The organism is Bradyrhizobium valentinum, assembly GCF_001440405.1.
Classification (GTDB): domain Bacteria; phylum Pseudomonadota; class Alphaproteobacteria; order Rhizobiales; family Xanthobacteraceae; genus Bradyrhizobium; species Bradyrhizobium valentinum.
The window spans coordinates 1-23,697 of sequence record NZ_LLXX01000162.1; the positions used below are offsets into that span (position 1 = coordinate 1).

Genomic DNA, 23,697 nt, shown 5'->3' on the forward strand with positions numbered 1-23,697 from the left:
CTTGGCGGCGCGATTGCCGGCGCCTGGCTTCATCGCGTCCCTTCGCCCCGGTCCGGCCTTCGAAAGATCGCGCTGCCCGATGTTGCTGCGGCCTCGCGCGGCCTCGCGCGCCGCTGCCGTGTTGCCCTTGCCGAACCGCGCCGCAACGCCGGCGTCGCGATAAGCGACGGCGCCGCGATGAGCCGGGTTGTGCACCCAGGCATTGTTGACGATATTGGTGCGATTGAACTGGTTGAAGCGATTGACGTTGATGTTCACGCTTCTCCGCCACCAGTCGCATCCGCCCCAGATCGCAGCGCTCACCACGACGCCGGCGGTAAATGCGACCACGCCGCTTGCTACAAAACCGGGCGGATACCAGTAGAATGGCGAATAGGCCGGATATTCCCACGTGCCATAGGCGACGGCGGGATCGTAGACGGGTACATAATAAGTGCCGGGATCGACGGGTTCGATTACGATCGGCGGCTGCGCTCCCGCAGGTACGCTCACGCCCGCCGGCGGCGAGGCGCGCGATACCTTCTGCTGCGGTGTCGATTTGAGATTGCCCGCCGCCTCCGCACGCTCACGCAGCTTTTGCACGGCGCTCATGACATCCTCTTCCTGCGCGAGGAAGGCATCGCCGAGCTGCTGCGTCCATTCCAGCTTGTCGCTCATCATCTGCAGCGTCTGCGGAACTGCAGCGAGCGCCTTAACGCTCGGATCCCACGACTGTTTCTGCATGGCGTCCTCGAGCGTCCTGCCCTTGATGCTCGCATTTGCTTTCGACCAGCGCGCCGCCTCGACCACCTCCAGCGGATAGGTCGATGCCATCAGCACTTGCGACAGCAGCGCATCGGGATAGAGCGCAATAGGCGCCACAAGCTGCTCGATCTGCCCTTCGGGAAGCTTCGCCGAGGCGGGCGCTGGAGTGGCGGTCGGTGGGGTGCCTGAACCCTGGTTTTGCTCGGCCGGGGCCGGGGTCTGCGTTTGAGCGGAGCCTGGCGCGGCTGTCAGGCACAAGCCAAACGTGATAGCGGCACAGGCAACAAGCACGCGCTCCTTCGCGCGGACATTCGGCATCATGGCCTCGTCTCCTCTACTCACAAACAGCTTCACTTTGCGCCCGCCATCTGATTCTTGATGAGGCCGACAATCGCGGTCACCACTGCGCCGGCAACGCCGCCGCCGACTGCCTGACCGGCGAGCGCTGCGATATCGATGTTGCCCCCCGCCGCGCCCTGCAGCATCGGCAGCAACGCGGTAAGGAGCGTTCCGCCGCCCGCTCCGCCGAGCGCGCCGGCAATCGTGTTGCCGAGCGTGCCGAGATCGAGATTTTTCATCGAGGCGCCGGCGGCGTTGCCGCCGATGGCACCGGCGATGAGCTGGATGATGAGATTGATCATGGTAGCCGACATGTCAGTGCTCCCTGTCTTTGAGTGTTGAGTTCTCGCTCCCTTGCTATCTTGTCCTCTCGTTCGTCTTGCCTTCACGCATCACACACCTGAATCCGACGTGACTGGTCGAGGTATCGACCGGCTCGGCATGGCGCGCGGCCGGGCGATAGCGGCGGCAATAGTTCGGCGCGCAGAGATGCGAGCCGCCCTTCAGTACCTTGCGCGGAATTTTGACCTGGGGCTGGCACGGGTCGTAGCTGTCGGCCTCACGTCCGCCACGCGGATCTTGTGGAACGCAGCAGGCTTTCGGCGCGTCGCCTTCATGCTTTGACGACCACCAGTCGGAGGTCCATTCCCAGACATTGCCGATCATGTCGTGGATGCCGTAGCCGTTCGGCAGGAACGCGGTCACCGGCGAGGTGCGCTCATAGCCGTCGTCGTTGGTGTTCTCGACCGGGAAATTGCCCTGCCAGGTGTTAGCCATATGCTGGCCGCCCGGCGTCAAGGCGTCGCCCCAGGCGAATTCTTGATGCTCAAGCCCTCCCCGCGCGGCGAACTCCCATTCCGCCTCTGTCGGCAGATCCTTGCCCGCCCATTTGGCGTAGGCCAGCGCATCGCTGTAGGAAACGTGCACGACCGGATGATTGTCGAGCACATTGATGTTGCTCTTCGGCCCATACGGATGCCGCCAGTCGGCACCCTTCATGAAGGTCCACCACTGGCTCCAGTCCTTGAGGCCGGTGACCTGCCGCGGCGGCGAAAACACGAGCGACCCCGCATAAATCATATGCGGCAGAGCGCCCGGATAATCCTTCGGGTCAGGCGGAATTTGCGCCGTCGTGACATGGCCGGTCGCCCTGACGAACGCCTTGAACTGCCTGTTCGTCACAGGCGTGCGATCGATCCAGAAACCGTCGACCGACACGCGGTGCGACGGCGCCTCTTCGGGATAATGGTGATCCGAGCCCATGCGGAACGTTCCGCCGGGAACGAAGATCATATCGGCGGTCCTGCTGTCGTCTGGTGGGCGCTCTTCCGTTTCGGCTCCGGCTTGCAACATCGCGACTTCCCCGCGTACGTCTGCTACCTGGCGGCTTATGGGCAATAGTCCCAAAAGCCCTGCGTGCGGGATGGATCCGTGTAATACCAGCACATGCCCGGCGCCGGTGCGGAGCCCGCCCAGGCAGCAGCTGTTGCGGCAGTCACGAAGCCGATCGCCGCACCTGCCGCGATCGCCCCACCTCTCGGCCACCGGTACCAGCCGGGGCGCGCCCAACCTGCAGCAGGACGTACCGCGGGACGGACCACGCGCGTTCCTGCCCCATGAAATCCCGGCCGCACAACGGTCGTGCGACGGGCCACTACGCCACCACGCGGTCCGACAGCAACGCGGCCGCCCCGTCCGGCAGCGCGGACTTCAATCGCGTCGAGATTGGATTGGCTGGGGATAGCTTGTGCAGCAAGCAAACGGGTCGCGCCGATATTGAACGCTGACGCAGGGGTTGATGCGACGCCGATCCCAATCGTTACGGCGCAAGCGAGAGTGCCAAGTACCCTCGGTATGGCGCGTCTCTGACGATCGAACGTCGTCTTCGATGAACGCATTGGCGAGCCCTTTCATTTACAACTCCACCCAACTATCCGGTGAAGAAAACAAGTCAGCTCCTCTTACCTTTCATGCGCGCGCGCGGCGCAAGCTCCTCCTTCTGCGCGAGTGCCGGTGATGCAACGTCGGCGCGTGTCTGCATCTGGAAATTGCGACGATAGATCAGTGCCAAGCGTCTGTGATGTGCAGATCGTGCCAAATGTTGGCTGCGTCCCGCCACACCCCGTTCGCGATTCTACGAGGGTAAATATCCCCACTCGGGTCTTGCGATATCTTAATGAAAACTTGCGGGAGTCTTGCACGGGAAATGCGAGGGAAACGGTGCACGTCAAATCGCGCATCAGACGTATGCAGAAAGTCGCTATCGCCGGAGGGTTGCAGGTCTTATTCTACTCACGTGACAGTTAGGGGCTGATCACATGGGCGGTCGCCTTTCGGTCAGCAGTTGCGACCTAGATGGCTTCGAGGGACTGCACCATGCGGTGCAGGGCTCATATGTCGATGTCATGCAGCTCCGGCGTGGCAAGCTGCGCGGCACGCTGTCGCATATCGGCATCGGCGATTTCTCCCTCAGCGTCGGTTCGTTCAACCTCGGCGTCCGCACCCAGCGCACCTCCAGCGACGACAAGCTGATCGTCGGCATGTTGCTTTCGGCAGAAGACCGCGTCACCCACTTTGCCTTCGACATGCGCCCTGCGGACGTTCTGGCGATTCCGCCCGCGATCGAGCACGACGGCACTTTCCACGGCGCCTCGTCCTATGCGGCGCTGCGCTTCGATCTGTCCGAGGTCGCGTCCATCTTCGCCGGCGAAGCGCGCCTGAGCGATCCCGCGACTTGGTGCGAGAAGAATCGCTATCGCGCCGATCCCGCCGTCGCGGCCGTGACGGCGCGCCGCCTGTCGCAGATCGTCTCCCGCCTCGCGCAGCACCAGGACGCGCTATCGGAATTCTCCGCCGATTTCTGGAAGCGCGCCATCGTCGATTGCATCACCGCGACGATCTTCCAGTCGTTGCCGCTAGACGAGACCGGCACGCTGCCGTCGGCGCTGCGGCTCGTGCACAATGTCGAGGATTATCTCGCCGCCGCTGGCGCGCGTCCGGTGCATGTGTCGGAGCTTTGCGCCGCGTTTCGCGTGTCGCGGCGCGGGCTGCACCGCGCCTTTCATGATGTGTTCGGTATCGGACCGGTCACGTTTCTTCGTTACAAACGACTTTGCGCGATTCACTCGACGCTGAAGGAAAGTTCGCCCGGCAAGACCACCGTCGCCGAGGTCGCCCTGCAACAAGGTTTTGTCGAACTCGGGCGGTTCTCTCAATACTATTTCGCACTGTTCGGCGAATACCCCTCGGAGACCTTAGGGCTGCGAGGTCGTCGCGTGGCGCTGGCGGCCTGAACGCGTTACGGCGGCGCATCGCCTGAGCAATTCGAACATCTCGTTCGGCGCCGCGACGCACCGCTTGGAGGCCCGGAACAAGGCGGGAGGACCGAATCCGGAAGAGCATTCGCTGGAGAGCTACGACTGAAATCGCAGCAAGCCGATTCCAGATAGCGTCGAGTTTACCCCTGCTGGGCCAGCTATTGGGGGGTTCTTGCATTCCGCCGCTCCAGCTGTCGACGGGCCCCCCCTGTAGTCCAGCAGGAACGACGCCCACTGTTCCGCCGACATGCCACTGTGGGTATGGCGCGCCTGAGCCTGTCTCAGCGCTTCAGGAGCTTGGTTGCGCCGCAGATCCTTCACCTCGTCCTGCATTGCCAAGAAGGTCTGCCGCTGGCCGGCGAACTGGCGCAGCTTCGCCCGAACCTGGTTTGCGGCTCCCGCCAGTTCCGTGTGACGCTGGGCTCGCTTCTCGCTGCCGGCCGATACGAGCTTGGCGCGATCGGCCGTATAGGCGTCGACCAGCTTCTTCTTTTGCACAACCTGCCCCTCGTAGGTCGCGATCAGCTCTTCCTTCTCCAACTCGGTGCCGATGCGCTCGGAGATCTGCGACACGGCCTCAGCTTCGCGTTCACGCGCCAGGCGATGGCGCGATGCGCGGTGGTCGAGAAGCTCCGCGAAATCCGACGTGCCGTCCCGGGCATCGTCTGGATGGGCCTCAAAGATCACGCGTTCAATCTCGCGCAGGAGACCGTCGGTCAGCCCGCTCGACGAGCACAGTTCCTCCACGAACTGCTGCGACAGATACCGCACGCGCTCATAACTAAACGGCCCGTTGGCATCCGAGCCATCGAGCGCACGGACGCTCGGTTCTCCGGAAGCCCAACTCACCTTGACTTTCCCATCACCGACAAGGGGCCGGGCACGAACGAGAAAAGAGGGGTTGGTCCATTCCTCGGCGTTCCAGGACTCGTCCGAAATCGAATCGCATCCCGCCGCGATCATGTCCGCCAGTGCGGTCTTGCCGGAGCCGCGCGCGCCAATGATGGCGACCAGTCCAGAATTGAGCGGAATGACCGGGGTTGTCATCCAGGGCGCATCAAGGATCTCGATTCCCGAGATCACCTGCGACGGTGTTGCCGATGCCGGCGGCTCGGCACCCACATGCGCGGGGCCACTGGGATCGATGCACGCCTGGAAGCATCGAACTCCAACCGCCCTTGATCCACGAGAACCGGTCGCCGAACGGCGAGGCGACATCGTCGAAGGCAGCGCAAGGCCGGCGTGGTTGTCGATCCCAACTAAAATATCGAGAACAACTTCATGCAAAGTAGCCGGTGATCGCCCGCATGGATGCTTTGAGCGATCCCGTGAAAACATTTTGACACGTCGGGCAAATCAGCGGCACTGCTACATCATCGCGCAGTTTATAAGCGCCCATGGCCCTGCCCAACAAGGGCCTCACGGCCTCATCATGATCAGGCTGCGAACCCTGCGGCATGCGGCGACAATCGCGGGGCTGGAAGCTTTGCGGGAGGCGGCGCTCACCCAGCACGTCGCCGCCGCGAACACGCTAGAGTCGAACCCTACACTCAGAAATGATCCGCAACGACAATTTGCACGTCAACCATACGACGTGAAAGGGAATCAATTCCTTTTACGGTTCGTCCACGTTGCTCATGCTATGCTCGCGCCATGGCTATTCACAGACTTTACGGCGAGCTTGCCGCCTCGCTTGTGCGCGCGATCACGGATTGCTGGGCGCCAAGTGCGGTGCCCGCCCGCGCCGGGGCCAAACTCGACGATATGTGCCAAACTGCATTCGAATGCGCTCGCAGTACGCTCGCAAGGCTAGGGCTGGCGACTGATGAGTACAAATTGGCGATCGATGCTGACCGAGTTGCACAGTTCGTCATGGATCGATCACGGGCTGGCCAAATCACGCTGCCGCCCATCGACGATGTATTGACAGCATGGATATTGTTGTGTGGAAGCCAGTTGGGCCTTGCGTCTCTAAGACGCCTACCCTTTACGCCGCACGACGATATCAGGCCCGTCATGGATGCGCTTGCGGCGTTGGGCTACGCCAAGCCACTCGGCAATGCCTTCATATGGATGGACAAGATCGGCCCCGCGATGCAGATGAGCGGTTACTGGGACGAGAATAACCTGTCGCGTGAAGAGCTCGAACAACGGGACGTCGATTTGGACATGCGCAATGCTCTCGCCTCCATTCCCGAGGATGTCAAGCATGCTGCTCTGACGGACAATCGAACTGCCGTGGTCAAAGCTCTGGCCGCGCGTTGGGTCGACGGTGCGTGGCTGCCCGATAGCGTTGACGGGGACCCATGGTGGCGTTGGGCCGCACTCGCTCCTGAGGCAAAGCGATTGATGGAGCTGGTCCAGGGTGCTGACGGCCCACTGACGCGCGACGTCAACTAGTTGTCTCAAACGATGATCGATCAACCATCAGCACGCCTTCGATTGGCTGCGGAACTTGCCGTCGGCCTAGCGCGTCGCCTTTGGATGACGCTCCACCATGAGATCGCCGCGCTCGTCGAATGCGGATACGCCGAACGTTGTGGGAACATGGTCAAGTGGACTGACAAAATCGCTTCTGTGATGCGCGCAGAGCATTGTTGGGATGATCCCAGACCTCAGGTCAAAACGCTGCCACACGATGGCGCCGCGCTCGATGCCGATGCCTTCTACATACGCGGAGACGTGCCGGAGCGCGTGAACAGACTGGTGCAAGACGGCAACCCCATCGCGGCAATGGCTCTTATCCGGGCGGAAACGGGTGCCGGCCTCCTGGAGTGCAAGGCGTATGTGGACGACCTTGTGCGAAAAAGCCACCGGAGCGAATAAGAGCACCTGCCTTACGGACATATGATCCCTGAAACCGGCAGCCGGATAAGGCGAAGTTAGCTCTGGCACATCACGTCGATCCCCGGATTGATCGGTACGGCCGCTATCGAAGGGTAACCAGACTTTCGAAAATCGCGAAGACGCCCACCCATGAGGCGTGGTGCATCGCAGGCCGTCGCAGTTTTGCTGATTGGGACGCGGGCAGGCCCCGCTATCATAGGGAATGGCGAACGAATAGTGCCCATCTTCCATCGACGGTGGCGCGCCATTTCTGCGATTTTGAGTGGCCACGCCCTTGACAAAAAAATTTGTCAATGCCACTAGAGCGCATGCTTGAACTTGATGTCATTGAGGCCCCTGCGGCCGCGGCTCTCGCGCTGGACCCGATAAAGACCCGATTGCTGGCGGCACTTTCGCAGCCTGCCTCGGCTGCCGCGCTCGCCGGGCGGGTTGGCCTCACGCGCCAGAAGGTGAACTACCACCTGCGCGCCTTGGAGGACCACAAGCTGATCAAGCCGGCCGAAGAGCGCCAATGGGGCGGCCTCACGGAACGCCTTATGATCGCGACGGCATCGTCCTATGTCGTCTCGCCCGCTGCGCTGGGTCCAATCGGGGCCGATCCGGCACGCAACAACGACCGTCTATCAGCCAGTTATCTCATCGCCCTGGCGGCACGCATCGTCCGCGAGGTCGGCGACCTCTGGCGGACGGCCCGCCAGAACGACAAGCGTCTCGCCACCCTTTCGATCGACACCGTCATCCGCTTCCGATCACCTGCAGATCGCGCGGCCTTCACCTCCGATCTCACCAACGTCGTCGCGGCGCTGGCGGCACGTTATCACGACGAGAGTGCGCCGGGCGGACGACCCCACCGGCTCGTTGTGGCGTCCTATCCTGCGCCCCGCGACGCTCGGCCCTGAAAGGATCCCCATGCCCCTCAAGAAAGATGAAACCGGAAAGCGCTGGGTCGAGATGGAGTTGATCGTGAATGGCACGCCTGAGCAGGTGTGGCAGGCGATGGCGACGGGACCCGGCAATACGGCCTGGTTCACCAAGACCAGGATTGACGAGCATATCGGTGGCGCCATCCACTTCGACTTCGGTCCAAATGGAAGCTCCACAGGCGAAGTCACGGCCTGGGAGCCGCCATTCCGCTTCGGTTATGTCGAGCGCAACTGGAGCGAAGGCGCGCCGCCGGTCGCGACCGAGATCACCGTAGCCAGCAGGTCGGGCGGCCGGTGTGTCGTTCGCATGGTCCATTCACTGTTTGCCTCGACAGACGATTGGGATGATCAACTGGAAGGCTTCGAAAGCGGCTGGCCCGGCTTCTTTGAAGTGCTGCGCGTCTACCTCGCGCATTTCGCCGGCAGGAAGGCGGCGTCCTTCCACGCCATGGCCAGCGACGAAGGCGCCCAGTCCGGGGTCTGGAAACGGCTAACCGAGAAGCTCGGTCTCGCCGCCGCAAATGTCGGCGAAGAGCGGACGACACCACAACAGCCAGAGAGCCTGTCCGGCATGGTCGAACGCGTGCAGCAGGATGCCAAGCAGCGCTACATCATGCTGCGCCTGAACGCTCCGGCCCCCGGCATTGCCCTCATAGGCACCTACGGCACCGACAGCGGTACAAATGCGAGCATGGTTCTCTATTATTATGGCGACGACGCAGAACAGTACGCTGCAGCGAGCGAGCCGAGATGGCGGCATTGGTTCGGCGAGAGCTTCAAGCGGCCTTAGGTGCGGCAACGGCCGGACGGGGCAGGAACGGAAGTTGATAGGCGTGACGCGAATGACCGTCTAGCGGGACGGTAGCTTGACTGATCAAGCCATCCGCCTGGGACGGCGAAGGAACACAATTTGCCGGCTAATCTTGTCGTGCCGGCGGATCTCACCCCACGCCGCCGCAATTCTTAATAAACCCGAGGCGCGCCCCTTTCCGGAAACGCCCGCCGCCGTCAGCTTACGCTGCGCAGCTTGCGGAGTGGTTCGGCGCATTGCCCGTAGCCGCGTAACAGAAAGCCTCATAATAGGCTTCCAGCTCCGCAACGGCGCGATGTTCCCATTCCCTGGCTTGCGCCAGGAGGGAGCCGCTATGAAGCGGCCGGAAGGCTGCGGTTTGGCGGCACAACGATGCGATGGTGCGGTATCGGCGAACGTTTTCCATGATGGCCAGGCCGTTCATGTTCGGATCTCCCCTTTCTTTCCCGGCCACGAACTTGCGGCAGAACGATTTTCGATTAGTTAGCGGGACTGGAAGAGAATTCGTGTGGTTTCCGAACGGTTGACGGCGGACGCTCACATGCGGACGCGGCGCTCCCTCGGAGTCCGGAGGCTCGACAGCTTCACTCGTCCATGCGAGTTGTCTGCGGCGAGGTCGAAGAATTCCCGTTCGAACAGACGACGTCGTTCGGCAAGAAAAACGCGCTGGCCCCCTCGATCCCCCATGCGGGTAGCAGTGCGCGGGCACAAAATGCCAGCCCGATCCCAAGAAGCGATGCGGACAACATCGTGGCAGCGAACGGCCAGGCCACTCGCCTTCTTTGCTGCGATGGCTGCAGGCTGGCGGCTGCGATGGCTGACATCTGGTTCGAGCTGGACACTGGTGAGAATCCCGGCTGGAGAATAATGAAGAGTTCGAGACCAGCCATCGCCGATCGCGATGGCCCGGCGTTGTTGGTCCGGCGCGTGACGCCGAACACCATGCCGTCGCGGCTCGCGGACATGGCGCGATCTGCCGAGAACCTATTCGATGCTCAAGAACGGAGAGCCTTTCCCAGGCAGAGCAGGTGAAGCGCCCTAGTGGTGCTTGTGCTGCATGACGCCGCTGACGGCGGCTCCAGGATTTTCCTCAACGTTATAGACGATCTCGACAGGCCCGGCCTTCTCGAACACCAGCGTGGCCTTTATCTTCTGGCCGAGCTGGAACGGCTCCTTGAGTCCGAGCATCAGGAGACGATACGAGCCGGGCTTGAGCTCCACGGTCTTGCCTGGCTTGATCTCAATGCCGTTGGCGAGCGCGCGCGTCTTCGACATGCCGTCCACGTCGACCACCTCGTGCACCTCGATCTGACCAGCCGCGGGCGAAGCGCCTCCGATCAGGCGATCCGCAGTCTTGCCCTTGTTGGTGATGGTGAGATAGCCGCCTGCAATGTTGGCGTCTTTCGGGGTCGGGCGCGACCAGGGGTGGCCGATGTCGATGGCGCCGACCTTGAACTCGTGCGCGCCGGCCCCGGTCGCAATGAGCATACTCGCTGCGACAAAAATGGCCGCTGTGAGGAACACAAAGATATCTCTGACGATGGTTGTCATAATTGTCCTACTCCGATACGCGCGCTGGACCATAAGGCGTGTAGAGAAACAATCAGACGCGATTACGGCTGGTGCTCGCCGTGATTGCGGCTACTGCCGGACGTGATTGCGACTGCCACTACGCGGCGCGAGAAAAACGGAAGCACAACCGACAATCGGTCCACGCTCCTTTCGCCACTCGCTCGACACGCGACAGCCGCACCGATGCCGCGCCCGCGATGACGCCTTCGCTTTTTTGCTTCCCTTCCGTCGCGAGCAGGCCGCGCTTCTCGCATGATCCAGTCAATCTCGCGCCCGATTGCGATGGCTAATCGTCCGACAGTGAGTAAAGGGGGCGTATGTGTGTGCGTATCGTGTAAGGCCGGCTGCCGGCGTCTTTTCATCCATCATGTTTTTGCTCGCAGCTCCTGCGGAAGCGCATCATCCCGGCGGCGGCGGCAATACCGGTAGCGGCGGACCCATCAACACCATCTCGGCCGATACGCTTTCCGAAGGATTGATCGCCGCATCCATCCGCTACGAATTCATCCGGCTGGGCCAGCTCAGCGACGCCGACCTGCTCGCCGCGGCAGCTAAAGGCACGCACGCGCATTCGATCCGCTCGATCGACGCCGTCTCGATTTCGGCCGCCTACGGCATCACCAACGACTTCACCGTTGCCGTTCGCGCCGGCGGCGTCCGCCGCTCGGACATTCGCGAACCCGGCGAGGACATGCTGAGCGGCGGCCACATGGGCATGATGAATGCGGGCGACATGAGCGGCCTGATGAGCCCCGACGGCATCAACCGGCGCGGCAACTCGGCAGGCTTCGGCGACGTGACCATGCTGGGGCAATACCGCTTCCACAACAACGCGCAGACCGGAACGTCGGCCGCCGTGCTGTTCGGCTTCAAGGCGCCGACCGGCAGCACCGACCGGCGCGACGCCGCCGGCCAGCTTTTCCAGGCCGAATTTCAGCCGGGCTCGGGCTCGTGGGACGGCCTGTTCGGCGCCGCCTTCACCAAGCGCACGGGCCGCTGGTCGTTCGACGTGAGCGGCCTCTATTATCTGATCAGCAGCGGCACGCAGAACACCAATCTCGGTGACCGCTTCCTGTTCGGCACCGCGGTGTCGTATCGCCTGGTCGGCGCCACCGGGTCGGCAAAAGAGGTCGAGCTGCACGAATACTGTATGCAGCCCCGCAATCAGTTGCAGGAGCATTGTCTCTATCATGCCAACCACGACCACAGCGACATGAAGAAGACGCCCTACACGCTCGATCTCGTTCTCGAGCTCAATGGCGAGTGGCACGACAAGCAGCGTATCGCCGGCATTCCGGATCCCAATTCGGGCGGCACCACGGTCTATCTGTCGCCCGGCGTACGCGTAGGCTTCGATCGCTTCTCGGGCTTCGTCTCCGTCGGCGTGCCGATCATCAACCAGCACAACGGCATTCAGTCCAAGCCCGATTATCGCATTCTCACGGGGATCGGCGCGCGGTTGAACTGAAGCCTGCGATAGGTGATCGCCATTTGACGCCTCCGCCAATCTGGCTATAATCTGGCCAGAATGCCTTTCGCCATCATACTTGCTCCGGAAGCCGTCGAAGACCTCGGGAGGCTGACGGCGAATGTTCGGACAACGGTGCGGACTGCGCTCGAAACGCATCTTCGACACGAGCCCGAAAAGGTAAGCCGCAGTCGCATCAAACGGTTACGAGGATTGCGCCGTCCGCAATATCGGCTGCGGGTAGACGAAGTCCGGGTGTTCTATGATGTTTCCGGCACGACCGTCGAAGTTTTGGCGATCGGAGGCTGAGTCATGGCTCGCACAATTCGGAAATCCGGAATGAAGGAAGTCCCCCTATCGGAAATCAAGGACGATCTATCTCGATTCCTCCGCGAGGCGGAGACCCAGGAAATCGTCATAACCCGCCATGGTAAGCCGGCAGGCGTGCTGATCGGCTTTGAATCCGAAGACGACTGGTTCGAATACCGTCTCGAACATGACCCACGCTTCCTGCGCCGCATCGAACAGGCGCGCAGCAGCTTGAACGCTGGACTTGGGGTCAGGCTCGAAGACATCGAGCAGGAATAGCGCGCCTGCCATGATCCTCCGCCCGCCGCGCGAGGCTTAGCTGGACGTCACGCAGCGCGGATGTTGCCGAGGAATTTGCCGGTTTCGGTCTCAAGCTGCTCGGATTGCGAGGTGAGCTGCGCTGCGGCGTTCAAGACGAGAGTGGCGGCAGCGTCGACCTTGCTCGAAGCTTCGCGTACGCCCGTGATGTTCTGCATCACCTCCTGGGCGCCTTGTGCCGCCTGCTGCACGCTGCGGGCAATCTCGTTGGTCGCTGCGCCCTGCTCCTCGACAGCGGCCGCAATGGAGCCGGTGATCTCGTTCATTTGTCCGATCGTGGTGCCGATCTCGCGGATTGCGTTGACCGTCGAGCCGGTCGCATCGCGAATTTCCTGGATCTGGCTGGTGATTTCGTCGGTAGCCTTGGCGGTCTGCGACGACAGCGCCTTGACCTCGTTGGCCACGACGGCAAAACCCCTGCCGGCCTCGCCGGCCCGGGCGGCCTCGATGGTCGCGTTCAAGGCCAAAAGGTTGGTCTGTCCCGCGATGGTCTGGATCAGCGCCATGACCTCGCCGATCTTTTGCGAGGCCTCGACCAGGCGTCCGACCATGGCCTCGGTTCGGTTGGCCTGCCCGACCGCGTTCTGTGCAATCGACGAAGACTGGGTGACCTGCCGCGCGATCTCCTGGATCGAGGACGACAGCTCCTCCGCCGAAGCCGCAACTGTCTGGACGTTCGACGCCGTCTGTTCGGCGGCTGCCGCAACCTTCGCGCTCTGGTCCGTCGTCCCCACGGCGATCGTGGACATCGACGAAGCGGAATTCTGCAGCTCGTCGGCGGCGGTGGCGGTGCCCCGGATTACCCCGCCGATGCTGCGCTCGAATTCGTCGGCGATACGCGACAGATCCGTCCGCCGCTCGTCGGCCGAACGCGTCTTCATCGCTTCCTGCTCGGTGCGGAGCCGCGTCGATTCGACCAGATGATCCCTAAAGACCTGCAGGCTGCGCGCAATCCGGCCGATTTCGTTGGTCCGGTCAATGAACGGAATCTCGGCCGCAAGGTTGCCTTTGACCAGTTCGTCCATCGCCTCGCAGGTTCGATTGAGCGGGCCGACCAGGCCGCGGCCAAGCCAGAAGGCAGCGAATGCCGCGATGGCCAGTCCAGCCAGCCCGGCGATCCCGGCCCAGATCATCCGGCGGAAGACCACGGCGTCGATATCGTCGACATAGGCGCCCGCCTGAAGCGCCAGAAGCTTGTCGCCCGCGCCAAAAGCCCCGACATAGGAGACCTTGCGGAGTTCGGCGCCGCCGGCCGACCGGGGCGACAGATATTCGACAAAGCCGCCGCCGGCGCGCGCCGTCCGCACGATGTCCTGGATCAGCAGCTTGCCGCTTTTGTCCTTGAACTCCCAGCGGTTGACATTGATGTATTTGGGATTGGCGTGCACGTAGGTGACGCCGGCGTCAGCGCTTCCCGTGCCGTAAACGCCGATATAGTCGGAATATTCGCCCCAGCGCATGGCACTGATCGAAGCAAAGGCCATCTGTCGCGCCTGGTCGGGGCTGATCCTGCCGGCCTTGGCCTCGCCGTCATAGTGGGCGAGCATCTTCGTCGCGGCTTCGACCAGATTTCGGACCGTGGTGCGCCGCTCGTCCAGCACTGCATCACGCAACACCAGGATCTGCAGGGCGGAGACGGCAAACACCACGATTGTCAGCGCCGCGATGATCATCGCAAATCGCTGATAGACTGAGAGGTTACGCATGCCGCTGGTCATCCTGTTGGTTGATGACCAGTAGCAATACAACGTTAATCGACTGTTATCGGCGGGTTGCGCAGATGGCCCGCGACGTCCGATCGCGAGAATCGGCGCTTGAAATGACGGCGCTGCGGCGACACAATGGCGCACCTATCCTTCCAACATGCCGCGCCAGATCGCCGCACCTTGCGGACGGCTTGCCGCGGTAAGAGTGACCATAATGGCTGAAGCCGATCTCGACCTCGTCATCCGGCAAATCGCAAAGGCGCAGAACAAGAGCCTGATGGCCGCCGTCAAGAAACGGCGCGACCAGATCATGGCTCGCGCCGCCAAGGCCAAGGACCGGGAAACCCGGGACCAATTCCGGCTGATCGCCAAGAGCACGATGCTGCTCGGTGCGGCCGCGGCCAAGCGGCTGCAAAACTCGGCGGAGAACACCGCCGACAGCTACGCGCGGGCGATCAGGAGCGCGGCCGAGGAAGCGGCGGCGCAAAAACAGGCGAAAAAGCCGGCCAAAACGGCCGCCAAGAAGAAAGAAGCCTAGCCACCAGGCTAAACGTCGCGCCGCATCGCGAATTTCAAGGGGCGGTGATTTCGCGCGGCTCTCTCAACACGTCGTCCCTGCGAAAGCAGGACCCATACGCCGCGGCCGTCATGTCGAAACGACGACGGCAGACATATTCTTTAAGCAATTGCGCCCTGTGGTTATGGGTCCCTGCGTTCGCAGGGACGACTTGCTAGCCCGGCGCACCGCCCAGCATTTTCTTCAGCTTCAGCACCGCGCTGTCGGGCGTGGTGAGCACCGGCCGTCCTGTCGCTTCAGCGACCTCGTCCGCCGCCGGCGCCATGCTGTACTGGGCGAGCGCGATCAGGTCGCAGTCGCGCAAGCTCCTTGACGCTTCCACGACCAGGCGGTCGTGGGTGGCGCGGTCGCCGCGATCGAGCGCGGCCATCGCGCCCTCGGCCAATTTCGGCACCAGCTCAATCGACGGCGGAAATTCCGGCGGCATCGAGACGAGCGTCGGCGGGAACGTCGACAACAGGCCGACCTTGCGGCCGCGGCCGGTCGCCTGCTCGATCATCGCCTCATTGGGCTTGAGCACCGGCATCGGCGCGTGCGCACGGGCAACCGCCTCGATGCAGGGACCGAACGCCGAGCAGGTGAACAGGATCGCATCCGAACCGGTATCGGCCGCGTAACGTCCAAGCCGGAGGAAACGCTCCGTCATGGCATCAGTAAGCCCACCATCGCGCGCCAGATCGGCCGAAAGGCTGTCGTCGAGCAGGTTCATCAGCCGGGCTTCCGGCCAAAGCCTGGCGAACGAGGCTTCGATCGGCACAATCGAGTGTTTCAGGGCGTGGATCAGGGCAATGCGCATGCGCGTCAGTCTCGCTGCAGGACGGTTGGTGTCAACCTGCCGTGCCGCAGCGTAATTTTTACTTAAACGGCAGAGCGTACATCAGGCCGCCCTTGGTCCAGGTCGCGTTCAGACCGCGATCAAGCTTCAAGGGGCTTGCCTTGCCGACATTGCGCTCAAAAATCTCGCCGTAATTGCCGCCCGCCTTGATCGCCTGCAGCAGCCATTTGTTGCCGAGGCCGAACCGCGATCCAAGGTCGCCGGACGCCCCTAGCAGCCGCTGGATGGCCGGTACGCTGCTGGACTTTGCCATCTCGTCGGCATTGGCGGCGGTGACGCCGAGTTCTTCCGCCTCGATCAGGCCGTAGTGCAGCCAGGCGATAATGTCGGTCCATACGTCGTCGCCGTTGCGGGTGAACGGCCCAAGCGGCTCCTTGCTGATGGTCTGCGGCAGCACGACGTAATCGGCGGCGTTCGACGCCGCCGTCGTCACCGCGCCCGCAAGCGCGGAAGCGTCCTGGGTCATGGCATCGCAGCGCCCACCGAAGAACGTCTGGTACATGGTATCGATGCGATCGAACACCAGCGGCTTCCATTCGATCCCGTTGGCGCGGCCGTAATCGCCGAGCGTGACCTCGTGGGTCGTGCCCTGCGCGACGCAAACGGTGGCGCCGTTCAGGCCCTTCAGGTCCTTCACCCCGGCGTCGGTTCTCACGACAAAGCCCTGGCCGTCATAGAAATTGACCGGGCCCTGACGCAGCCCCAGCGTCACGCCGCGCAGATAGGTCTGGGTGGAATTGCGGTAGAGCACGTCGATCTCACCGGATTGCAGGGCGGTGAAGCGGTTCTGCGCCGTCAGCGCCACGTAACGCACCTTGCTGGCGTCGCCCAGCACACCGGCCGCTAATGCTCGGCAGTAGTCGACGTCGAGTCCCTTGTAGTTGCCTTGGGAATCCGGCGTGGAGAAGCCGGCAAAGCCGGCGCTCACGCCGCACACCAGCATGCCGCGCTGCTTGACCGTGTCGAGCGTTGCGGCCTGCGCGCTCCAGCATGACGCGACGAGCAAGCCTGTAGCGATGACGATTCTCTTCATTCTGCTCCTCCTAATGGCCCACACTCTGCAACGCGGCGTCGACGGCCCGGCCAAGCCTGTCGACGATCATGTCGATATCGTCGGACGTCGCGATATAGGGCGGCGCGAGCAGGACGTGGTCGCCGCTGCGGCCGTCCACGCATCCGCCTGCGGGATAACAGCCGAGGCCGCCTTCGAAGGCGATGGCCTTGATGCGCTGATTGAGTTTGAGCGACGGATCGAACGGCACGCGGGTGGCGCGATCGGCAACCAGCTCGATGGCCTGAAACAGGCCGCGGCCCCTGATATCGCCGACATGCCGGTGATTGCCGAAGCGCTCGGTGAGCCGCCGCTCGAGCTGGCGGCCGAGATCCTTCACCCTGTCGAGCAATTGCTCGTCATCGATCACGCGCTGGACCTCAAGCGCCGCCGCACAGGCGATCGGGTGCGCCATATAAGTATGGCCGTGCTGGAACGCGCCCGAGCCGTCGCGGATCGAATCGACGATGGATGCGCCGGCGAGCATGGCGCCGATCGGCTGGTAGCCGCCGCCCAGCCCCTTGGCGATCGCCTGGATGTCAGGCGCAATACCTTCCTGCTCCCAGGCGTGGCGTGTGCCGGTCCGGCCCATGCCGCACATCACCTCATCGAGGATGAGAAGCGCACCGTGCCGATCGCAGATGTCGCGGACGGCCCGGAAATATCCCTCCGGGGCAGGAACGCAGCCTGCGGTCGCGCCCACCACCGGCTCGGCAATGAACGCCGCTACATTGTCCGGGCCCAGACGCTGAAATTCCGCCTCCAGTTGAGCCGCCAGGCGAGCGACGAAATCCGCCTCGGATTCGCCGGCGCGCATTTCGTGATAGGCGAAGGCCGGTGTCACATGGCTGAACGCTGCCGATAGCAGCGGCGCATAGGGTTCGCGCCGCCAGGCGTTGCCGCCGGCGGCCAGCGCGCCCAGCGTGTTGCCGTGATAGCTCTGGCGACGGGCGATGAAGCGCTGGCGTTGCGGCTGGCCGATCTCGATGAAATATTGTCGCGCCAGCTTGATACCGGCCTCGACCGCCTCCGATCCGCCGCTGACAAGGTAGGCGTAAGCCAGACCGCCGGGCTCATGGCCTACGAGCTTTTCGGCCAGCGCTTCGGCCGGCTCCGACGTGAAGAAGCTGGTATGGGCATAAGCCAGCTTCGAGGCCTGCCGCGACATCGCCTCGAGCACGCGCGGATGCTGGTGGCCGAGACAGGAAAGGGCAGCGCCGCCGGACGCGTCCAAGATCCGCCGGCCATCCTCGGCAATCAGCCAGACGCCGTCGCCGCCGACGGCCCTGGGAGGCGTTTCACGCAGGCTTCGGTGCAGCACACGGCTCTTGCCGGCTCCCATGGCGATCAACCTTTCTCGGCGACATATTGCGACATCGCAGCCAGCCGGCCTTCGGTCTCCTCAAGGCGGCGCTTCGTCTTGGCGCCGCCGAGCACGAAGGTGACCGCGGCCAGCGACTGCGCAATGGCAATGGCGCCGGTCAGGCTCGGGAAGAATCCCGGTGATGCGGCCGCTTCATAGAGCAGCAGATGATCGGCGCCCTCCGCCATCGGCGCGGTGATCGCGTCGGCAATCGCGACCAGCGTGGCGCCGGAATCATGCGCCGCGCGCGCCGACAGCACGCTGGCCCTGGAATAGGGCGCAAAGCCGATGACCACGACCGCGTCACCGCTCTGGAAGGCGCCGAGATCAAGATCTTCCGGACCGGAGCCGCCGACCAGTTGCACCTCGTCGGAGCGGAACAGGCGGAGTTGATAATTGAGTAGCTCGGCCACGCTGCGGCAACTTCGAAAGCCGGCGATCCAGATTCGCCGCGCTGCATGCAGGGCCTTGGCTGCTTCGGCCACCGAGCCCGTCGAAATGCGCGCAAGGCCTGCCGCCTCGGCTTCGAGCTTGTCGGCGACCAGCGATATCTCGGCGTGGGGTCCCTTGCGGCCGGCGCGGGTGCGTGCCGAGAAGGGCTGAGCTTGCGCCGGACGACGCGATTCGGTCAACGCGGCGCGCAATTCGTCCCATCCCGAATAGCCTAGCGCTTTCGCCAGCCTAGTGAAGGCGGCGGGATCGGCGCCGGCCTCGGCCGCCAGGTCGCGCATCGAACGGGTGGTGGCGTCATAATCATTGGCGGCGACGAAGCGGCCGACCTGTTGCAGCCGCAAGGGTAGCGACGGCAAGGCGCTGCATAGTTCGCTGAGCGGCGAGGATTTCGGCTGGGGCTGCGCCATGAAACAAACGTTGCATGAAACTACTTTTGGTGCAACATTTGAAATGCGCCCTCCCGGGGCGCATGGCCGAAGATCGCTGTCGCCAGAAGGATCCTTGTGCTGTGACGACATCCACGCCCGACCTCCCACGCCGCAGGCGGCAGCGCTTCTCGCTGAATCGCCAGCAGCTTGTCGGCCTTGCCTGGCAAATCTTGGTGGTCGGCATCGCAGTCGCGATCGTTGGCTGGCTGTGGTCGAACGCCCTCCACAATCTGTCGGTACGCCGAATTTCAACCGGCTTCGCCTTTCTCGGCCGCGAGGCCGGGATGCCGATCGCGGACACTTGGCTGGCCTACAGCCCCAAGGACCCTTATGTCCGCGCCTTCATCGTGGGCATCGTCAACACGCTCCGCGTCGCGGTCATCGGCATCGTGCTTGCGACCGCGATCGGCACGCTGATCGGCATCGCGCGGCTGTCGTCGAACTGGCTGCTGTCGCGCCTTGCGGCGGTCTATGTCGAGCTGCTCCGCGACATTCCCCTGCTGCTGCAGCTTCTGTTCTGGTACGTGCTGATGCAGGGCCTCCCGGCGGCGCGCGCCGCATGGAAGCCGATCGAGGGGGTTTTTCTTTCCAACCGGGGCCTGGTGCTTCCATCAGTTCCGATCGCGGAAGCAAACCTTTGGGTGATCGCAGCCGTCGTGGCCGGGCTGATCGCACTCTATGTGCTGCGGCGGCACCTGATGGCGCGCCAAGTGGCCGACGGCAAGGTGCGCCATCTCTGGCCGTACGCGCTGGCCTTGCTCGCCGGACTGCCGGCGCTGGTGTCGTGGAGCCTCGGCGCGTCGTGGACGGTCACGATGCCAGAGCTGCGCGGGTTTAATTTCGTCGGCGGGCTGACGCTGGCGCCGGAATATTTCGCGCTGCTGATCGCGCTGGTCACCTATACGTCGGCCTTCATCGCCGAGATCGTACGCAGCGGCATCCAGGCCATTCCCCGGGGACAATGGGATGCGGCCGCAGCCCTCGGCCTGCGCCGGCGCTTCGTGCTTCAACGCATCGTCTTGCCACAGGCGCTGCGCGTCATCATTCCGCCGATGACCAGCCAGTATCTGAACCTCACCAAGAATTCCTCGCTTGCCGTCGCGGTCGGCTATCAGGACGTGGTTTCGATCGCGAACACGACGCTGAACCAGACCGGCCAGGCCATCGAAGCCATCGCGCTGATCATGATGGTGTTCCTGACGATCAGCCTCGGCATCAGTCTGTTCATGAACTGGTACAATGCGCGCATCGCGCTGGTGGAGCGCTGATTCCATGACGTCGATTACGGACGCGCCGGAAAGTCCGCTTCCATTCGGCAGCGCGCGATCGCGCAAGACTACCGGCCATCACGTCATCCGATGGCTGCGCGCGAACCTGTTCGCTTCAATTACCTCAAGCGTCATTTCCCTGATCCTGATCGCGCTGCTCGCCAAGGCCTTCGTCAGCCTCGTGCAGTGGGGCTACTGGAATGCGATCTGGAGTGTGCCGAGCGACCAGACCGGCGCGTGCCGGTCGATCCGCGGGCTCGGCGCCTGCTGGGCCGTGATTCCCGAAAAATACCGTTTCATCCTGTTCGGCACCTATCCGTTCAGTGAGCAATGGCGGCCAGCACTGGCGACGCTGGTCTTCATCGCGCTGTTCTACGTGTCGAGCCGGCGCCGCTGGTGGCGAAAGGAACTGATAGCGGTGTGGGCGGCCGCACTGATCCTGATCGGCGTGCTGATGTGGGGTGGCATCGCCGGACTGACTTATGTGTCGCAGGACCGTTGGGGCGGCCTGCCGGTAACGCTGATCCTTGCCACCTTCGGCCTCGCCTTCGGCTTCCCGCTCGGGATTGCCGTGGCGCTGGGCCGGCGCTCAAAGCTCCCCGCGATCCGGTCGCTCTGCGTGCTCTATGTCGAACTGATCCGCGGCGTTCCGCTGATCAGCCTGTTGTTCATGGCGAGCGTGATGTTTCCGCTGTTCATGCCCGATGGCGTCAACGTCGATAAATTGCTCCGGGCCCAGATCGCCTTCGTGCTGTACGCCGGCGCCTATCTCGCCGAAGTCATCCGCGGCGGCCTGCAAGCCATTCCGAGAGGTCAGCACGACGCCGCCGATGCGCTCGGCCTGTCCTACTGGAAGAAGAACGGGCTGATCATCCTGCCGCAGGCCATCCGCCACGTCATCCCGCCGCTGGTCAACACGTTCATCGCCTTCTTCAAGGATACCAGCCTGGTGCTGATCATCGGCATCTTCGACCTGCTGACGACGGCAAAGACGTCAATCATCGATCCGGCCTGGCAGCCCTTCAGCGTCGAGGTCTATGTATTCGTGGGCCTGATCTATTTCGTCTTCTGCTTTGCCATGTCCAGCTATAGCCGGCAGCTCGAGGCGCAGGCGCACCCGAACTGACGGGAGAACTCAGCGACGGCGCTGCCGAACCTTGAAGGCCATGCGGCATGCATCCGCCGCTATCGGTCGATCCACTCGATCGCCGCGCGGTCCTGCAACGAGAACAGCGGTCCGTCGTAGAGGAAGGAGCATTGATGGATCACGATCTGGCCGGCGTCGACGGTCACGTGCGAATAGTCCGGCGGCTCATGCGAGCCGGGAATATGATCCGCGGTCTCAAGATCGAACGCCACCTGATGCGACAAGGCGCGCTGGATGTGAAAAGGAATGCCGCGCCAGATCCCGGAGATCGGTCGGTGCAGATGCCCCATGAACAGGTAGTCCGGCTTTCGCGTGCGCGCGATCACCTCCCACTCGTCCCTGGGATTGGCGAGCTTGATGCCGTCCATATAGCGCAGCCCGGTGTCGAACGGCGGATGATGCTGGAAGAGAAGCAGCGGGCGATCGGCCGGCGCTGAAGCAAGCGCCTGTTCGAGAAAGGCGAGCCGCGCCTCGCACAACAATCCGGCATGGTCCGGCGCGGCCTCATTCAGCGTGTCGAGCGTGACGACGGTCGCAGCGTCGAACGTCTGGACGCCCTGCACGAAGCCGCACGGGTCGCGCGCGACGCCCGGAAAGTAGCGGCCGAACGGATCGCGCTTGTCGTGATTACCCATCAAGAGAATGGTCGGCGCGTTCAGGCGGGCGAGGACGGAAGCGAGGTTTTCGTAGGCTGCATCTTCGCCCCAATGGGCGAGATCGCCGGTGACGATCACGAAGGAAATATCCGGATGATCGCGGTTGATCCGATCGACGGCGGCGGCAAGCCGCTCCGCGGGGTCGAGACCGTAAAGCTTGCGGCCGCGCGCAACGAAATGGGTATCGGTGAGAATGACGAATTTCATCGCGCTATGACCTCCCTATTGGCTGCCGCTGCGGCGCGGCAAAGCGCACAGCAGCGGCCATTGATCGTCAGACTACTGATGTCAGCGGACCGAACCGACCGTCTTGGGCAGCAGCTTCTGCACGTCGGCCGTCATGTCTGATAGCACGGCCTCCGGCTCCTTGGCGCGGGCACCGGTGACGATGCTGTTGAGATGGTCCTTGATCACGTCGGTGATCTTGAGGCCGTTGTCGCCGGGGAAGGCGTACCATTTGGTCAGCAGCGCGAGCTGGCTGACCGCAGTGTAGTTGTTCGGATTCTTGACGTAGAAGTCCTTCAGATAGACTTCGTTGGCGACCTTGTTCGGCGGCATGTAGCCGGTGGTTTCAGCCATGATCGCCGCGCCTTTCGGGCCGGTCCAGAATTTCACGACTTCCCAGGCCGCATCGCGCTTGGCCTTGTCCTTGGCGAGGATCAGCACGACGTTGCCACCCGCCGGCAGCCGGCCGTTCGGCGATACCACGTCGGGGAAGGTGTGGGTCTTCAGCGCGAACTTGCCGCCGATCATCTGCGTGGTCTTGTTGAGATCGGAGGTCGAGGTGATGTGAATGCCGGTCTTGCCGGCGGCGAAGGTCGCGCGCATCGCCGGCTGATCGAGGTTGGGCATGGCGGCCTCGGTGACGAGGCGCGCCAGCGTCCGGATCGCGAACTGGCCTTCCGGTCCGTTGAACGCCACCTTGTTTTCATCGGCGTTCAGCATGGAGCCGCCGCGCGAGAATACCGGCGCCTGCCACAACCAGTTGCCGGTGATATCCCAGGCGTAGGTGATACCGTTGATGTCGGGGCCCAGCGCCTTGATCTTCCTGGCGAGATCGATCAGTCCGTCCCACGTCTTCGGCAGGTTGGCCGGATCGGCGCCCGCCTGCTTGGCCAGGTCAAGGTTGACGTAGACGACCGGCAGCGAGATCGCGAACGGCAGCGCGTAGACCTTGCCGCTCGCGGTGCCGATATCGAACATCGCCTGGTGGAAGCCCTGCTTGTCGAAATCCTTCTCCGCCGCGATGTAACCGTCGAGTTCGGCCGGGATGTTCTTGTCGACCAGCACGCGGATGCGGTTGAGGCCCTGGAACGTCACGTCGGGCATCTGGTTGGTCACCGCCTCGCGCAGGACTTTCTGGGTACCATCCTCATAGGAGTCGTAAGGCGCGCGCAGCGTGACCTTGATGTCGGGCCGCACCTTGGCGAATTCCTCGATGATCCGCTTGTGGGTGCCTTCGAACAATTCGGCATAGGGGTACTGAACGACGACCTCGGTCTGCGCATGCGCGAGACCGGCGACAAGCGAAAGGGCGGCTCCGGCAATCCATGTTCTGAACATTG

At 63.2% G+C, this 23,697-nt stretch carries 24 protein-coding genes and 1 pseudogene; 10 read left to right on the plus strand and 15 right to left on the minus strand.

The genetic code is table 11. The annotated features are described in order from the left end of the window. The 3 genes from CP49_RS28995 to CP49_RS29005 all read right to left on the minus strand — a co-directional run. Nucleotides 1-1,065 (minus strand): DUF3300 domain-containing protein (locus tag CP49_RS28995; protein ID WP_057853562.1); only part of this gene is annotated, 1,065 nt, incomplete at its 3' end. Between the two features lie 29 nt (nucleotides 1,066-1,094). Further along, on the minus strand, nucleotides 1,095-1,397 hold the full coding sequence (locus CP49_RS29000) for a hypothetical protein (protein WP_057853563.1): 303 nt from the start codon (nucleotides 1,395-1,397) through the stop codon (nucleotides 1,095-1,097). 43 nt (nucleotides 1,398-1,440) lie between these two features. Beyond that, nucleotides 1,441-2,436, minus strand: a complete 996-nt coding sequence (locus CP49_RS29005) for a formylglycine-generating enzyme family protein (protein WP_057853564.1) — start codon at nucleotides 2,434-2,436, stop codon at nucleotides 1,441-1,443. 965 nt (nucleotides 2,437-3,401) lie between these two features. On the opposite strand from CP49_RS29005, the gene CP49_RS29010 reads away from it, so the two are divergent. After that, on the plus strand, nucleotides 3,402-4,376 hold the full coding sequence (locus tag CP49_RS29010; protein WP_057853565.1) for a helix-turn-helix domain-containing protein: 975 nt from the start codon (nucleotides 3,402-3,404) through the stop codon (nucleotides 4,374-4,376). A 228-nt stretch (nucleotides 4,377-4,604) separates the two neighbouring features. Here the strand turns inward: CP49_RS29010 and CP49_RS29015 are convergent. Then, nucleotides 4,605-5,622 (minus strand): annotated as a pseudogene (locus CP49_RS29015) (TrlF family ATPase); the annotation flags it as partial. 431 nt (nucleotides 5,623-6,053) lie between these two features. Between CP49_RS29015 and CP49_RS29020 the strand changes: the two are divergent. Beyond that, complete coding sequence (locus tag CP49_RS29020; protein ID WP_057853567.1) at nucleotides 6,054-6,800, plus strand: hypothetical protein; 747 nt, start codon at nucleotides 6,054-6,056, stop codon at nucleotides 6,798-6,800. Between the two features lie 66 nt (nucleotides 6,801-6,866). Here CP49_RS29020 and CP49_RS45320 read toward each other — a convergent pair whose 3' ends face one another. Beyond that, complete coding sequence (locus CP49_RS45320; RefSeq protein WP_156438724.1) at nucleotides 6,867-7,547, minus strand: hypothetical protein; 681 nt, start codon at nucleotides 7,545-7,547, stop codon at nucleotides 6,867-6,869. An 8-nt stretch (nucleotides 7,548-7,555) separates the two neighbouring features. Between CP49_RS45320 and CP49_RS29030 the strand changes: the two genes are divergently transcribed. Together CP49_RS29030 and CP49_RS29035 are read left to right on the plus strand one after the other, a co-directional pair. Further along, on the plus strand, nucleotides 7,556-8,146 hold the full coding sequence (locus CP49_RS29030; RefSeq protein WP_057853569.1) for a winged helix-turn-helix domain-containing protein: 591 nt from the start codon (nucleotides 7,556-7,558) through the stop codon (nucleotides 8,144-8,146). A gap of 10 nt (nucleotides 8,147-8,156) precedes the next feature. Beyond that, complete coding sequence (locus CP49_RS29035) at nucleotides 8,157-8,960, plus strand: SRPBCC family protein (RefSeq protein ID WP_057853570.1); 804 nt, start codon at nucleotides 8,157-8,159, stop codon at nucleotides 8,958-8,960. 223 nt (nucleotides 8,961-9,183) lie between these two features. Here CP49_RS29035 and CP49_RS29040 read toward each other — a convergent pair whose 3' ends face one another. The 3 genes from CP49_RS29040 to CP49_RS29050 form a co-directional block, all read right to left on the minus strand. Continuing rightward, nucleotides 9,184-9,405, minus strand: coding sequence for a hypothetical protein (locus CP49_RS29040; RefSeq protein ID WP_057853571.1), 222 nt, complete (start codon nucleotides 9,403-9,405; stop codon nucleotides 9,184-9,186). A gap of 160 nt (nucleotides 9,406-9,565) precedes the next feature. Next, entirely contained in the window at nucleotides 9,566-9,946 is a 381-nt protein-coding gene (locus CP49_RS45325) for a hypothetical protein (protein ID WP_156438725.1), read from the minus strand. Between the two features lie 73 nt (nucleotides 9,947-10,019). Further along, nucleotides 10,020-10,532 (minus strand): copper chaperone PCu(A)C, encoded by a 513-nt coding sequence (locus tag CP49_RS29050; protein WP_057853573.1) that lies wholly within the window; start codon nucleotides 10,530-10,532, stop codon nucleotides 10,020-10,022. A gap of 388 nt (nucleotides 10,533-10,920) precedes the next feature. On the opposite strand from CP49_RS29050, the gene CP49_RS29055 reads away from it, so the two are divergent. From CP49_RS29055 to CP49_RS29065, 3 genes are read left to right on the plus strand one after another with little or no spacing between them, the layout of a single operon-like run. Further along, the gene (locus CP49_RS29055; RefSeq protein ID WP_057853574.1) at nucleotides 10,921-12,021 is read left to right on the plus strand and encodes a transporter; all 1,101 of its coding nucleotides are present in this window, start codon (nucleotides 10,921-10,923) and stop codon (nucleotides 12,019-12,021) included. 60 nt (nucleotides 12,022-12,081) lie between these two features. Continuing rightward, nucleotides 12,082-12,330 carry a type II toxin-antitoxin system RelE family toxin gene (locus CP49_RS49450; protein ID WP_197423271.1) on the plus strand — a complete coding sequence of 83 codons (249 nt, stop codon included), beginning with the start codon at nucleotides 12,082-12,084 and terminating at the stop codon, nucleotides 12,328-12,330. Nucleotides 12,331-12,360: 30 nt separating this feature from the next. Then, nucleotides 12,361-12,609 carry a type II toxin-antitoxin system Phd/YefM family antitoxin gene (locus CP49_RS29065; protein ID WP_057853575.1) on the plus strand — a complete coding sequence of 83 codons (249 nt, stop codon included), beginning with the start codon at nucleotides 12,361-12,363 and terminating at the stop codon, nucleotides 12,607-12,609. A 47-nt stretch (nucleotides 12,610-12,656) separates the two neighbouring features. Here CP49_RS29065 and CP49_RS29070 read toward each other — a convergent pair whose 3' ends face one another. Further along, nucleotides 12,657-14,354 (minus strand): methyl-accepting chemotaxis protein, encoded by a 1,698-nt coding sequence (locus CP49_RS29070; RefSeq protein WP_057853594.1) that lies wholly within the window; start codon nucleotides 14,352-14,354, stop codon nucleotides 12,657-12,659. Nucleotides 14,355-14,568: 214 nt separating this feature from the next. Between CP49_RS29070 and CP49_RS29075 the strand changes: the two genes are divergently transcribed. Next, complete coding sequence (locus CP49_RS29075) at nucleotides 14,569-14,892, plus strand: hypothetical protein (RefSeq protein ID WP_057853595.1); 324 nt, start codon at nucleotides 14,569-14,571, stop codon at nucleotides 14,890-14,892. 193 nt (nucleotides 14,893-15,085) lie between these two features. Here CP49_RS29075 and CP49_RS29080 read toward each other — a convergent pair whose 3' ends face one another. From CP49_RS29080 to CP49_RS29095, 4 genes are read right to left on the minus strand one after another with little or no spacing between them, the layout of a single operon-like run. Continuing rightward, nucleotides 15,086-15,727, minus strand: coding sequence for an arylsulfatase (locus tag CP49_RS29080; protein ID WP_057853576.1), 642 nt, complete (start codon nucleotides 15,725-15,727; stop codon nucleotides 15,086-15,088). Between the two features lie 58 nt (nucleotides 15,728-15,785). After that, nucleotides 15,786-16,799, minus strand: coding sequence for an amino acid ABC transporter substrate-binding protein (locus CP49_RS29085; RefSeq protein ID WP_057853577.1), 1,014 nt, complete (start codon nucleotides 16,797-16,799; stop codon nucleotides 15,786-15,788). A gap of 10 nt (nucleotides 16,800-16,809) precedes the next feature. Continuing rightward, on the minus strand, nucleotides 16,810-18,159 hold the full coding sequence (locus CP49_RS29090; RefSeq protein ID WP_057853596.1) for an aspartate aminotransferase family protein: 1,350 nt from the start codon (nucleotides 18,157-18,159) through the stop codon (nucleotides 16,810-16,812). Nucleotides 18,160-18,164: 5 nt separating this feature from the next. After that, nucleotides 18,165-19,040, minus strand: coding sequence for a MurR/RpiR family transcriptional regulator (locus CP49_RS29095; RefSeq protein WP_057853578.1), 876 nt, complete (start codon nucleotides 19,038-19,040; stop codon nucleotides 18,165-18,167). Nucleotides 19,041-19,141: 101 nt separating this feature from the next. On the opposite strand from CP49_RS29095, the gene CP49_RS29100 reads away from it, so the two are divergent. After that, nucleotides 19,142-20,329 (plus strand): amino acid ABC transporter permease, encoded by a 1,188-nt coding sequence (locus tag CP49_RS29100; protein WP_057853597.1) that lies wholly within the window; start codon nucleotides 19,142-19,144, stop codon nucleotides 20,327-20,329. Nucleotides 20,330-20,333: 4 nt separating this feature from the next. Next, on the plus strand, nucleotides 20,334-21,455 hold the full coding sequence (locus CP49_RS29105; protein ID WP_057853598.1) for an amino acid ABC transporter permease: 1,122 nt from the start codon (nucleotides 20,334-20,336) through the stop codon (nucleotides 21,453-21,455). Nucleotides 21,456-21,514: 59 nt separating this feature from the next. Here the strand turns inward: CP49_RS29105 and CP49_RS29110 are convergent, their stop codons facing one another. Both CP49_RS29110 and CP49_RS29115 read right to left on the minus strand, forming a co-directional pair. Next, nucleotides 21,515-22,339, minus strand: a complete 825-nt coding sequence (locus CP49_RS29110) for a phosphodiesterase (protein ID WP_057853579.1) — start codon at nucleotides 22,337-22,339, stop codon at nucleotides 21,515-21,517. A gap of 81 nt (nucleotides 22,340-22,420) precedes the next feature. Further along, nucleotides 22,421-23,695: an ABC transporter substrate-binding protein gene (locus CP49_RS29115; RefSeq protein ID WP_057853580.1), complete on the minus strand. Its 1,275-nt coding sequence runs from the start codon at nucleotides 23,693-23,695 to the stop codon at nucleotides 22,421-22,423. Between the last annotated feature and the right edge of the window lie 2 nt (nucleotides 23,696-23,697).

Bases quoted from the DNA above. Each gene is read 5' to 3' on its own strand.
- CP49_RS29000 (WP_057853563.1), bottom strand. From the start codon at position 1,397: ATGTCGGCTACCATGATCAATCTCATCATCCAGCTCATCGCCGGTGCC.
- CP49_RS29005 (WP_057853564.1), bottom strand. From the start codon at position 2,436: ATGTTGCAAGCCGGAGCCGAAACGGAAGAGCGCCCACCAGACGACAGC.
- CP49_RS29010 (WP_057853565.1), top strand. From the start codon at position 3,402: ATGGGCGGTCGCCTTTCGGTCAGCAGTTGCGACCTAGATGGCTTCGAG.
- CP49_RS29020 (WP_057853567.1), top strand. From the start codon at position 6,054: ATGGCTATTCACAGACTTTACGGCGAGCTTGCCGCCTCGCTTGTGCGC.
- CP49_RS29030 (WP_057853569.1), top strand. From the start codon at position 7,556: ATGCTTGAACTTGATGTCATTGAGGCCCCTGCGGCCGCGGCTCTCGCG.
- CP49_RS29035 (WP_057853570.1), top strand. From the start codon at position 8,157: ATGCCCCTCAAGAAAGATGAAACCGGAAAGCGCTGGGTCGAGATGGAG.
- CP49_RS29040 (WP_057853571.1), bottom strand. From the start codon at position 9,405: ATGAACGGCCTGGCCATCATGGAAAACGTTCGCCGATACCGCACCATC.
- CP49_RS45325 (WP_156438725.1), bottom strand. From the start codon at position 9,946: ATGTCCGCGAGCCGCGACGGCATGGTGTTCGGCGTCACGCGCCGGACC.
- CP49_RS29050 (WP_057853573.1), bottom strand. From the start codon at position 10,532: ATGACAACCATCGTCAGAGATATCTTTGTGTTCCTCACAGCGGCCATT.
- CP49_RS29055 (WP_057853574.1), top strand. From the start codon at position 10,921: ATGTTTTTGCTCGCAGCTCCTGCGGAAGCGCATCATCCCGGCGGCGGC.
- CP49_RS49450 (WP_197423271.1), top strand. From the start codon at position 12,082: ATGCCTTTCGCCATCATACTTGCTCCGGAAGCCGTCGAAGACCTCGGG.
- CP49_RS29065 (WP_057853575.1), top strand. From the start codon at position 12,361: ATGAAGGAAGTCCCCCTATCGGAAATCAAGGACGATCTATCTCGATTC.
- CP49_RS29070 (WP_057853594.1), bottom strand. From the start codon at position 14,354: ATGCGTAACCTCTCAGTCTATCAGCGATTTGCGATGATCATCGCGGCG.
- CP49_RS29075 (WP_057853595.1), top strand. From the start codon at position 14,569: ATGGCTGAAGCCGATCTCGACCTCGTCATCCGGCAAATCGCAAAGGCG.
- CP49_RS29080 (WP_057853576.1), bottom strand. From the start codon at position 15,727: ATGCGCATTGCCCTGATCCACGCCCTGAAACACTCGATTGTGCCGATC.
- CP49_RS29085 (WP_057853577.1), bottom strand. From the start codon at position 16,799: ATGAAGAGAATCGTCATCGCTACAGGCTTGCTCGTCGCGTCATGCTGG.
- CP49_RS29090 (WP_057853596.1), bottom strand. From the start codon at position 18,159: ATGGGAGCCGGCAAGAGCCGTGTGCTGCACCGAAGCCTGCGTGAAACG.
- CP49_RS29095 (WP_057853578.1), bottom strand. From the start codon at position 19,040: ATGGCGCAGCCCCAGCCGAAATCCTCGCCGCTCAGCGAACTATGCAGC.
- CP49_RS29105 (WP_057853598.1), top strand. From the start codon at position 20,334: ATGACGTCGATTACGGACGCGCCGGAAAGTCCGCTTCCATTCGGCAGC.
- CP49_RS29110 (WP_057853579.1), bottom strand. From the start codon at position 22,339: ATGAAATTCGTCATTCTCACCGATACCCATTTCGTTGCGCGCGGCCGC.
- CP49_RS29115 (WP_057853580.1), bottom strand. From the start codon at position 23,695: ATGTTCAGAACATGGATTGCCGGAGCCGCCCTTTCGCTTGTCGCCGGT.